The following is a 10,667-nucleotide window of genomic DNA, read 5'->3' as shown; positions in this document are numbered from 1 at the left end:
ATACCTCGACAGCGAGAAGTACCAGCTCAGACCCCGCGACTGGGACGCCGCCCACCGCGAGGGCCGCACCATCGCCCCCCTCATCACCAGACTCAACGCCGTCCGACGCGACCACCCCGCGCTGCACCGGCTCAGGAACCTGCGCTTCCACCAGACCGACAACGACGCCCTCATCGCGTACAGCAAGCGCGTGGGGAGCGACGTCGTGCTGGTGGTCGTCAATCTCGATCCCCATCACGCCCAGGAGGCCACGATCCGTCTCGACATGCCGCAACTCGGCCTCGACTGGCACGAGTCGGTGCCGGTGCGCGACGAGCTCACCGGTGAGACCTACCACTGGGGCAGGACCAACTACGTGCGCCTCGAGCCGGGCCGTACGCCCGCGCACGTCTTCCACGTCCAGCGGCCGTCCGCCGCCGCGCCGCAGAACGAAGGGTCGGCAGTCTCATGACCGTGAACGAGCCCGTACCGGACACCTTCGAGGACACCCCGGCCAAGGACCGCGACCCGGACTGGTTCAAACGGGCCGTCTTCTACGAGGTCCTCGTGCGCTCCTTCCAGGACAGCAACGGCGACGGCGTCGGCGACCTCAAGGGACTGACCGCCAAACTGGACTACCTGCAGTGGCTGGGCGTGGACTGCCTGTGGCTGCCGCCCTTCTTCAAGTCGCCGCTCAGGGACGGCGGGTACGACGTCTCCGACTACACCGCCGTGCTGCCCGAGTTCGGCGACCTGGCCGACTTCGTCGAGTTCGTGGACTCGGCGCACCAGCGCGGCATGCGCGTGATCATCGACTTCGTCATGAACCACACCAGCGACCAGCACCCGTGGTTCCAGGAGTCGCGGAAGAACCCCGACGGCCCCTACGGCGACTACTACGTCTGGGCGGACGACGACACGCGGTACGCCGACGCCCGCATCATCTTCGTGGACACCGAGTCGTCCAACTGGACCTACGACCCGGTGCGCGGGCAGTACTTCTGGCACCGCTTCTTCTCCCACCAGCCGGACCTGAACTACGAGAACCCGGCCGTGCAGGAGGAGATGCTGGCCGCGCTGAAGTTCTGGCTGGACCTCGGCATCGACGGCTTCCGGCTCGACGCCGTGCCCTACCTGTACGCCGAGGAGGGCACCAACTGCGAGAACCTGCCCGCCAGTCACGAGTTCCTCAAGCGCGTCCGCCGCGAGATCGACGCGCAGTACCCGGACACGGTGCTGCTGGCCGAGGCCAACCAGTGGCCGGAGGACGTCGTCGACTACTTCGGCGACTACGCCTCCGGCGGCGACGAGTGCCACATGGCGTTCCACTTCCCGGTGATGCCGCGGATCTTCATGGCCGTGCGCCGCGAGTCGCGCTACCCGGTCTCGGAGGTCCTGGCGAAGACCCCGGCGATCCCGTCCGGCTGCCAGTGGGGCATCTTCCTGCGCAACCACGACGAGCTGACCCTGGAGATGGTCACCGACGAGGAACGCGACTACATGTACGCGGAGTACGCCAAGGACCCGCGGATGCGCGCCAACATCGGCATCCGCCGGCGGCTCGCCACCCTGCTGGACAACGACCGGGACCAGATCGAGCTGTTCACCGCCCTCCTCCTCGCCCTTCCGGGATCACCGATCCTCTACTACGGCGACGAGATCGGCATGGGCGACAACATCTGGCTCGGCGACCGCGACGCGGTGCGCACCCCGATGCAGTGGACCCCGGACCGCAACGCCGGCTTCTCCACCTGCGACCCGGGCCGGCTGTACCTGCCGACGATCATGGACCCGGTCTACGGCTACCAGGTGACGAACGTCGAGGCGTCGATGGCCTCGCCGTCCTCGCTGCTGCACTGGACCCGCCGCATGATCGAGATCCGCAAGCAGAACCCCGCCTTCGGCCTGGGTTCGTACACCGAGCTGCCCTCGTCCAACCCCGCCGTGCTGGCCTTCCTGCGCGAGTACGAGGACGACCTGGTGCTGTGCGTGAACAACTTCGCGCGGTTCGCGCAGCCCACCGAGCTGGACCTGCGCGAGTTCGCCGGCCGCCATCCGGTCGAACTGTTCGGCGGGGTCCGCTTCCCCGCCATCGGTGAACTGCCGTACCTGCTGACCCTCGGGGGCCACGGCTTCTACTGGTTCCGGCTCACCCGAGTCGCATCCCGCATCGGCCGCCGCGCGTGAGCGCAGGCCGAGGAAAGGACGCGTCACCATGCCGAAGACCGCACCCCTGCACCCCGGTCCGACCCGTCTCGCCGAGCCGATGGCCTCGCTCGGCGAGCTGCTGCGGAAGTGGCTGCCGAGGCAGCGCTGGTTCGCGGGCAAGGACCGGCCCGTGGCCGAACTCGGTCTGTTGTCGATGACCGAGCTGTTCCCGGGCTGCCTGCACCTGCTGGTCCACACCGGACACGGCCCCGTCCCCGCGCCGGGCGGCGCGCCCTCGGCCGGCGACTGCTACCAGTTGCTGCTCGGAGTGCGCGAACAGCCGTCGCCGCGCCTGGGACGGGCGCTCATCGGCCGGGTGCAGGACGGACCGCTGGCCGGCCTGACGGTCTACGACGCCCTGCACGACCCCCGGACGGCCCAGCTGCTCCTCGAACGGCTGCGGCACCCCGGCAAGGCGGGTCCGCTGCGCTTCGAGTGCGATCCGTCCCGTCCGGTGCCCGGCGGGCTCGTGCCCCGCCTCCTGGACGCCGAGCAGTCCAACTCCTCCCTGGTGTACGGCGACGAGTTCATCCTCAAGGTGTTCCGGCGCATCCAGCCGGGGGTCAACCCCGACCTGGAGGTGCCGAGCGCGCTGGCCCGGCAGGGGTGCGGCCGGGTGCCCGCGCCGGTGGCGTGGCTGCGGACGACCCGTCCGTACGGGGCGACGCTCGGGGTGCTCCAGCCGTTCCTGCACGACGCGTCCGACGGCTGGACCCTCGCCCTCCAGGCGCTGTCCTCCGGGGACGACTTCACCGCGCAGGCCCACGAGTTGGGGCGGGCGATGGCCGACGTGCACCTGGCGCTGGCCTCGGCGTTCCCGGCCGGTGCCCCCGGGGAGAACGGCCGCACGGCGGCGGCGATGACCGAACGGCTGGCCGCGGCCGCGCACGCCGTGCCGGCGCTGCAGCCCTTCGTCCCCGGTCTGCGGGCGGCCTTCGCCGCGCTGACCACCTGCGACTCGGGTCCGCCCGCCCAGCGCATCCACGGCGACCTGCACCTGGGGCAGGTGCTGCGGGCCGGCCGGGACTGGTTCGTCATCGACTTCGAGGGCGAACCGTCCCGCCCGCTCGCCGAACGGCGCAGCGCCCACTCCCCCGTACGGGACATCGCGGGCATGCTGCGCTCCTTCGACTACGCCGCCCGGCAGCGCCGCCCGTGGCGCCCCGAGTGGGCGCGCCGCTGCCGTGAGGCGTTCTGCGCGGGTTACGCCGCCCGAGCCGGGTGGGACCCCCGCAAGAAGCACGGCCTGCTGCGCGCCTACGAGACCGACAGGGCCGTCTACGAGGTGCTGTACGAGGCCCGGCACCGCCCCGACTGGCTTCCCGTACCCATGGCGGCGATCGAACGACTCGCCGTGAGAGGAGACTGACCCGTGGCCCTCCGCGACACCTCGATCCCCGAACCGTCCGCTCCGGTCCCGCACCCCGCCCCCGGTGCGTGCGGGACCGCACCGCCCCTGGACCCGACCGACCGGGGGCGCCTCCTGGCGGGCGCCCACCACGACCCGCACGCGCTGCTCGGCGCCCATCCGGTGCCCGGCGGGATCGCCTTCCGGGCACTGCGTCCCTTCGCCCGTGAGGTGAGCGTGGTCGTCGACGGCGAGCGCCACCGGCTCGTGTCGGAGGAGGACGGCCTGTTCTCCGGCGTCCTGCCGCTCGCGGAGATCCCCGCGTACACCCTCGTCGTGGCGTACGAGGGGGGCGAGCTGGAGACGCACGACCCGTACCGCTTCCTGCCCGCCCTCGGCGAACTGGACCTGCACCTGATCGGCGAGGGCCGGCACGAGCAGCTGTGGCGGGCGCTCGGCGCGGAGCCGATGACCCACGAGGGCGTCGCCGGCACCCGGTTCACGGTGTGGGCGCCCAACGCGCAGGGCGTGCGGGTCGCCGCCGACTTCACCCACTGGGACGGCACGGCGTTCCCGATGCGCTCGCTCGGTTCGTCGGGGGTGTGGGAGCTGTTCCTGCCGGGCGTCGGCGAGGGCACCCGGTACAAGTTCGAGATCCACTCCCGCTACGGGCACCGGTTCCTCAAGGCCGACCCGATGGCGCGCGCGGCGGAGGAACCGCCGAACACGGCCTCCGTGGTGACGGCGTCGCACTACGAGTGGAACGACCGGGAGTGGATGCGGACCCGGTCCGCCACGCCGGTGCACGAGGCGCCGTTCTCGGTGTACGAGGTGCACCTGCCCTCGTGGCGTCCGGGGCTGGGCTACCGCGAGCTGGCCGACGTGCTGCCCGCGTACGTCAAGGACCTGGGCTTCACCCACGTCGAGCTGATGCCGGTCGCCGAGCACCCCTACGGTCCGTCCTGGGGCTACCAGGTCACCGGCTTCTACGCGCCGACCGCGCGCCTCGGTTCGCCCGACGACTTCCGGTACCTGGTCGACGCCCTGCACGGGGCGGGCATCGGCGTGATCATGGACTGGGTGCCGGCGCACTTCCCGAAGGACGACTGGGCGCTGGCCCGCTTCGACGGGGACCCGCTGTACGAGCCCGGGGACTCCCGGCGCGCCGAGCACCCGGACTGGGGCACGTACTGCTTCGACTTCGCCCGCACCGAGGTGCGCAACTTCCTGGTCGCCAACGCCGTCTACTGGTGCGAGGAGTTCCACATCGACGGGCTGCGCGTGGACGCGGTCGCCTCGATGCTGTACCTGGACTACTCGCGCGACTCCGGCCAGTGGGAGCCCAACCGGTACGGCGGCCGGGAGGACCTGGCGGCGATGGCGTTCCTGCAGGAGATGAACGCGACCGTGTACCGGCGCTGCCCCGGCGTGGTGACCATCGCCGAGGAGTCGACCGCGTGGGGCGGGGTGACCCGGCCGACCGACACCGGCGGGCTCGGCTTCGGGCTGAAGTGGAACATGGGCTGGATGCACGACTCGCTGGAGTACGTCGCGCACGAGCCGGTGCACCGCAAGTACCACCACCACGAGATGACCTTCTCGATGGTGTACGCGTACAGCGAGAACTACGTGCTGCCGATCTCCCACGACGAGGTGGTGCACGGCAAGCAGGCGCTGGTGTCGAAGATGCCGGGCGACTGGTGGCAGCGGCGCGCGAACGTCCGCGCCTATCTCGGCTTCATGTGGGCCCATCCCGGCAAGCAGCTGCTGTTCATGGGACAGGAGTTCGCGCAGGGCGCCGAGTGGTCGGAGAAGCAGGGCCCCGAGTGGTGGCTGCTCGACGAGGGGTACCACTCGGCGGGCGACCACCGCGGGATCCAGGACCTGGTGCGCGAGCTCAACACCCGCTACGGCCGGACCCCGGCGCTGTGGCGGCGCGACACCGATCCGGCCGGTTTCCGCTGGGTCGCCGTGGACGCGGCCGAGGACAACGTCTTCGCCTTCCTGCGGTTCGACGAGGACGGCAGCCCCCTGCTGGCGGTGTCGAACTTCTCGCCGGTGGTCCGGCACGGGTACGGGCTCGCCGTCGGCGACGAGGTCCCCCTCTGGCAGGAGGTCCTCAACACGGACGCCGAGGAGTACGGCGGCAGCGGTGTGACCAACCCCGACCCGGTCAAGCCGGAGGACGGCGGCATCCGGATCACGCTGCCGCCGCTGGCCACGGTGTGGCTGGTGCCCTTCGCCCTGTGACGTGCGCCGGCACGGCCAGGTGTTCCGCGGCCCTTGTGGGGGCAGTCGGGATCCGAACGGCGGGAAGTCCCCGCCGTCGTCCCGGTCGGACCCCCGGAAAGGCGGCATCACGTGCGCACCGTCGGAGTGGAGGAGGAACTCCTCCTGGTGGATCCCGAGTCCGGCGAGCCGCGTGCGCTGTCCGCCGCGGTACTCGCCCGGGCCTCTCGGGACGACGCCGAGCAGGACGTCTTCGAGAAGGAACTGCACGAGCAGATGCTCGAGTTCGCCACCCATCCGCAGGCGGACATGGAGCGCCTGCACGCGGAGATCGTCCGCTGCCGTGAGGAGGCCGGGCGGTACGCCGGGGGGATCGGCTGTGCCGTCGCTGCGCTCGCCACGTCGCCGCTGCCGGTCAGCCCCGCCGTCGGCATGAACCGCCGGTACCGGTGGATGGCGGAGCAGTACGGCGTCGTGGTGCACGAACAGCTCGTCCTCGGCTGTCACGTGCACGTGTCCGTGGAGTCCGACGAGGAGGCCGTCGCCGTCGTCGACCGGGTGCGGCCCTGGCTGCCGGTGCTCACCGCGCTGAGCGCGAACTCGCCGTTCTGGCAGGGCAAGGACTCGGCGTACAGCAGCTACCGCAGCCGGGTCTGGCAGCGCTGGCCCTCGGCGGGTCCGACGGAGCTGTTCGGGTCGGCGGAGACCTATCACCGGCGGGTCGCGGACATGGTGGCCACCGGCACCATCCTCGACGAGGGGATGATCTACTTCGACGTCCGGCTGGCCCGGCGGTACCCGACGGTCGAGTTCCGGGTCATGGACGTCTGCCTGGACGCGAGCACCGCCGTGCTGATCGCGGCCCTGGCCCGTGCGCTGGTCGAGACGGCCGCCCGTGAGTGGCGGGAGGGCACCGAGCCGGCCGGGCACAGTGTGAGCCTGCTGCGCCTGGCCGCCTGGCGGGCCGCCCGGTCCGGGCTGACGGAGGAGCTGCTGCACCCGGTGACGATGCGGCGCATGCCCGCGGAGACGGTCGTCCGGGCCCTGCTGGAGCACGTACGGGAGGCGCTGGCCGCCGCCGGCGACCTGGAGCGGGCCGAGAAACTGGCCGAGGACCTGCTGCGGCACGGCAACGGCGCCCGCGTGCAGCGCGAGCTGCTGGAGCGCACCGGCAGCCTGCGCGACGTCGTCACCGAGTGCGTGCGCCGCACCCGGTCGGCCTGACGCGCGCCGTTCCTCCCCTCGTCGTGGCCGCTCAGAAGATCAGGGCGAGGGCGTAGGCGAGGAAGCCGGCCGCGATCAGCACCACGAGGGCGAGGATCAGGAACAGCGGCCCCTTGGCCCAGCCCTTGGTGGGGTTGTGCACCTCGCGCGGGCCCGCCTCCGGCAGGCTGCTCTCCGCCGGCGGGGTCTCGCCGGGCGGCACGCCGCCGCCCGGTTCCAGGCCGGTGGTGTGTTCGGGGTCGGGATCGGGGTTCGTGTACGTCATGCCGTCCGGGTCCCCCGATCCGGCGGGATCACCGGGATCACCGGGTGGGAACACTTCCGCCGTCCCGGCCCCCCGTCGCTCGCGGCTCGGCTAGATTCGAGCCGCCGATGACGGTGCTCGTCGGCGACGTCACCCTCCGTACATGTCAGGAGCAGTGCATGCGCGACCCCGCTCTCGCTCCCCGGACCGGCCTGCCGCCCCTGACCGGCGGGCTCGCCGACAGTCTCTTCGAGACGGCGGCCCGCACGCCCACCCTGCCGATGCTCGCGCGCCGCCCGGTACCGTCCTCCGCCGTCTGGGAGGAGGTGACGGCCGCCGAGTTCCGCGACGAGGTGGTCGGCCTGGCCAAGGGGCTGATCGCGTGCGGGATCCGGCCGGGTGACCGCGTGGCGATCCTGGCCCGCACACGGTACGAGTGGACGATCTTCAGTTACGCGCTGTGGACGGTCGGCGCCGAGGTCGTCCCGGTCTACCCCACCTCCTCGCGCGAGCAGGTCGAGTGGATCCTGCGGGACGCGGGCTGCGTGGCCGTGGTGGTCGAGGACGAGCAGAGCGTGATGACCGTCGGCTCGGTGTGCGCGACGCTGCCGTCGCTGCGGCACGTCTGGCAGTTGGACGCGGGCGCGTCGGCCGCGCTGGTGGCGCGCGGTGAGGTCATCCCGTACGCCACCGTCGACTCCATGCGCCGTCTCGTGCCGCCGGACTCCACGGCCGTCGTCGCCTACACCTCCGGTACCTCGGGCCGTGCCCTGGGCTGTGCGCTGAGCCACCGCAGCCTGGCCGCCCCGTGCGACACGCTGCTCGCCGGCTGGGGCCACACGGTGGCGCCCGAAGGGGAGCAGGGGGCGGTCCTCGCCTTCCTTCCGTTCTCGCACGTGTACGGGCTGATGATCCAGAACCTGTGCGTGCGGGGCGGGCTGCTCATGGCGCACGAGCCCGCGACGAACGAGGAGGCGATGTCGTCGGCGCTGCGGTCCTTCCGTCCGACGTACTTCTACGCCGTCCCGTCGGTCCTGGAGAAGCTCTACAAGAACTTCCTGCGCGCGGCCCAGCAGGCGGGCCGCGGGGCGCTGTTCGAGCGGGCCGCCGGCACGGCGCGGGACTTCGCCGCGGCGCTGGAACGCCGGCGGCTCGGCACCGGACCGGGGCCCGGCTTCGACCTGCGGCTCCAGCACTCCCTCTACGAGCGGACGGTGTACCGCCGGCTGCGGTCGGCGCTGGGCGGCCGGGTGCGGCGGGCGACGTGCGGCGGTTCGCCGCTCAGCCGCGAGCTGTCCCTCTTCTACGAGGGCATCGGCGTGTACGTGCACGACGGCTACGGCCTGACGGAGACCAGCGGCGGACTGACCATGCAGCCGCTGGGCAGGGAGAAGTCGGGCACCGTCGGACAGCCCCTGCCCGGCGTGGAGATCCGGGTGGCCGACGACGGGGAGATCCTGGTGCGCGGACCGTCGCTGTTCCAGGGGTACGTCGGCGACGAGGCGGCCACCCGCCGGGTGCTGCGCGACGGCTGGCTGGCCACCGGGGACCTCGGGCACCTGGACGAGGAGAACTACCTGGCGATCACGGGACGCAAGAAGGACGTCATCATCACCAGCGGCGGCAAGAGCGTGGCTCCGGCCGCCCTGGAGGAGCGGCTGCGGATGCACCCGCTCGTCCACCAGGCGGTGGTGGTGGGCGACAACCGGCCCTGCGTCGGGGCGCTGATCACGCTGGATCCCGAGTTCCTGACGCACTGGCGGGCGGGTCTGGCGCTCCAGGGCGACGCGCCGGTGCGCGAGGCGCGCGAGGAGAACGCGCTGCGGGAGGAGATCACCCGGGCCGTCGCCGCGGCCAACAGCGCCGTGTCGCGCTCGGAGTCCATCCGGGTCTTCCGCGTCCTGCCGGAACCGTTCGACGTGAGCAACGGGCTGCTCACCCCGTCGATGAAGCTGCGGCGGGACGAGATCGTACGGACCTACGCCCTCGAGATCGACGCGATGTACGAGGCGCGCTCGCGGCGGCGGCCGCACGTGCCGGCGCAGGAGCCGGCCGGCTGGGAGGACGCGGACAACGTCTTCTTCCGGTGAACGTCCTCTTCCCGCGACGTCCTCTTCCCGCGATGTCCTCTTCCGGTGACGGCTGCGTCGCCCGCGGTGCGCTGCGCCGTTGCCGGCACAGACGGGCGCGTAGGCTCCGCCGACCCGGGAACTAACAAACGAAGAGGAAGCGAAGGAAGGTACGACGCCCGGTGGACGCCGGGCCGGGAAGGCGAAATGGCAGCCGAGTCGCGTTGGGACAGGACACTGGCTTCCGAGGAGATCACGAGCCGCACCGCCAGCTTCACCGGAGAGCTGCACCATGTGACCGATGCCCGCCTCGTCGCGGAGGAGTTCCTCTACGACCTGGCGCGTGTGGCACCGCCCTCGGCGCCCGAGCACTGGGACGACATCCTGCTGGTCGTCACGGAACTGGCGGCCAACGCGGTGCAGTACGCCCCGGGCCCCTTCGAGCTGCGCCTGCGCCGCACCTTCGACGGGGTGCACGTGGTGATGCACGACACGAGCACCACCGAACCCGCGCCGCGCCCCTTCCACCCGAGCAGCGGCGGCGGCGGTATCGGCTGGCACCTCATCCACACCCTGTCCGACCAGGTGAGCGTCGTCACCGGCGGCCGGGGCAAGGACATCCACGTCTTCCTGCCCTGGTGACCGGCCGGTCCAGGCGCCGCACGGGCGTACCGGGACCGACGCGCTGATCGTCCTGCCGCCCTCGGGACGCCGGAGGACGGCGATGTCCCGCGACAGGCGGGCGACGAGCGGCCGGCCGGTCCGCCGCCGTGCCGGACCGCGTCGGTCACCAGGTACGGGACGACGGGCAGCAGGTCGACGACCTGCACCGGATCGGGCCGGCCACCGGGTCAGTCGCCCGTGGCCCTCCGCGACGGCAGCCGGTCGTAGTAGTCGCCCACGGCCGCCAGGTACTCCCGGTCCATGGTCTCGCTGTCGGTCCGGAACCGGGGCGCGGCCTTGATCTCCGCCCTGGTGCACGCCACGGTGACGGTGCGGGCCTCGGGGTCGACGCCCCGCACCACGCCGACCGGGACGAGCACGCTGCGTCCGAAGATCCAGACGCCGGTGTCGACGACCAGGTGCCGCATGCCGAAGTGGTCGGCCTGCCGGTCCACGTGGCCGATGGTGCCGTCGCTCGCGAGGACGGTGCAGCCCGTGAGGTCCTGCCCCTCCGTGTGACCGCTGTCCGCGGCGTACGACCAGATGGTGTCAGTCGGCACGCTGTCCCTTCCCCTTCCCTTCGGTACGGCTCGGCTCGGCGACCGGGGGCCGGGGGCCGGGCGGATGCCACGGGTGGTCCGGCCCCCCAGCAGTGGATACCCGGCACGGGCCGCCGCATTCGGGCCCGTGGCCGGGTGGCGTC

The 10,667-nt window shown here is 72.1% G+C and carries 8 protein-coding genes and 1 pseudogene; 7 read left to right on the top strand and 2 right to left on the bottom strand.

Going from position 1 to position 10,667, the window contains the following annotated elements; genetic code table 11:
• The 5 genes and pseudogenes from JHAT_RS17885 to JHAT_RS17865 all read left to right on the top strand — a co-directional run.
• Positions 1-451 (top strand): annotated as a pseudogene (locus JHAT_RS17885) (alpha-1,4-glucan--maltose-1-phosphate maltosyltransferase); the annotation flags it as partial.
• Positions 448-2,166, top strand: a complete 1,719-nt coding sequence (gene treS / locus JHAT_RS17880) for a maltose alpha-D-glucosyltransferase (RefSeq protein WP_077799197.1) — start codon at positions 448-450, stop codon at positions 2,164-2,166. The pseudogene JHAT_RS17885 and the gene treS, both read left to right, overlap by 4 nt.
• 28 nt (positions 2,167-2,194) lie before the next feature.
• On the top strand, positions 2,195-3,556 hold the full coding sequence (locus tag JHAT_RS17875) for a maltokinase (RefSeq protein WP_077799196.1): 1,362 nt from the start codon (positions 2,195-2,197) through the stop codon (positions 3,554-3,556).
• A 3-nt stretch (positions 3,557-3,559) separates the two neighbouring features.
• Positions 3,560-5,785 (top strand): 1,4-alpha-glucan branching enzyme, encoded by a 2,226-nt coding sequence (gene glgB, locus JHAT_RS17870; RefSeq protein ID WP_077799195.1) that lies wholly within the window; start codon positions 3,560-3,562, stop codon positions 5,783-5,785.
• Positions 5,786-5,896: 111 nt separating this feature from the next.
• Entirely contained in the window at positions 5,897-6,988 is a 1,092-nt protein-coding gene (locus JHAT_RS17865; RefSeq protein ID WP_077799194.1) for a glutamate--cysteine ligase, read from the top strand.
• Between the two features lie 31 nt (positions 6,989-7,019).
• On the opposite strand, the gene JHAT_RS17860 is transcribed toward JHAT_RS17865, so the two are convergent.
• Positions 7,020-7,253: a DUF6480 family protein gene (locus tag JHAT_RS17860; RefSeq protein WP_077799193.1), complete on the bottom strand. Its 234-nt coding sequence runs from the start codon at positions 7,251-7,253 to the stop codon at positions 7,020-7,022.
• A gap of 158 nt (positions 7,254-7,411) precedes the next feature.
• Between JHAT_RS17860 and JHAT_RS17855 the strand changes: the two genes are divergently transcribed.
• Both JHAT_RS17855 and JHAT_RS17850 read left to right on the top strand, forming a co-directional pair.
• Entirely contained in the window at positions 7,412-9,322 is a 1,911-nt protein-coding gene (locus tag JHAT_RS17855; protein WP_077799192.1) for a long-chain fatty acid--CoA ligase, read from the top strand.
• A gap of 186 nt (positions 9,323-9,508) precedes the next feature.
• Positions 9,509-9,943 carry an ATP-binding protein gene (locus JHAT_RS17850; protein WP_077799191.1) on the top strand — a complete coding sequence of 145 codons (435 nt, stop codon included), beginning with the start codon at positions 9,509-9,511 and terminating at the stop codon, positions 9,941-9,943.
• A gap of 209 nt (positions 9,944-10,152) precedes the next feature.
• Here the strand turns inward: JHAT_RS17850 and JHAT_RS17845 are convergent, their stop codons facing one another.
• Positions 10,153-10,524, bottom strand: coding sequence for a hypothetical protein (locus JHAT_RS17845; protein ID WP_077799190.1), 372 nt, complete (start codon positions 10,522-10,524; stop codon positions 10,153-10,155).
• Positions 10,525-10,667: the final 143 nt, after the last annotated feature.

The sequence above is a fragment of the Streptomyces sp. JHA26 genome (assembly GCF_002005565.1).
Taxonomy (GTDB): domain Bacteria; phylum Actinomycetota; class Actinomycetes; order Streptomycetales; family Streptomycetaceae; genus Streptomyces.
Note: the sequence above shows the minus strand (reverse complement) of the source record. Positions and strands in the feature narration are given on the sequence as shown.

What these genes read in the sequence shown, in the direction of transcription:
- JHAT_RS17860 (WP_077799193.1), bottom strand. Translation starts at nt 7,253, where the DNA reads ATGACGTACACGAACCCCGATCCCGACCCCGAACACACCACCGGCCTG.
- JHAT_RS17875 (WP_077799196.1), top strand. Translation starts at nt 2,195, where the DNA reads ATGCCGAAGACCGCACCCCTGCACCCCGGTCCGACCCGTCTCGCCGAG.
- treS (WP_077799197.1), top strand. Translation starts at nt 448, where the DNA reads ATGACCGTGAACGAGCCCGTACCGGACACCTTCGAGGACACCCCGGCC.
- JHAT_RS17855 (WP_077799192.1), top strand. Translation starts at nt 7,412, where the DNA reads ATGCGCGACCCCGCTCTCGCTCCCCGGACCGGCCTGCCGCCCCTGACC.
- JHAT_RS17850 (WP_077799191.1), top strand. Translation starts at nt 9,509, where the DNA reads ATGGCAGCCGAGTCGCGTTGGGACAGGACACTGGCTTCCGAGGAGATC.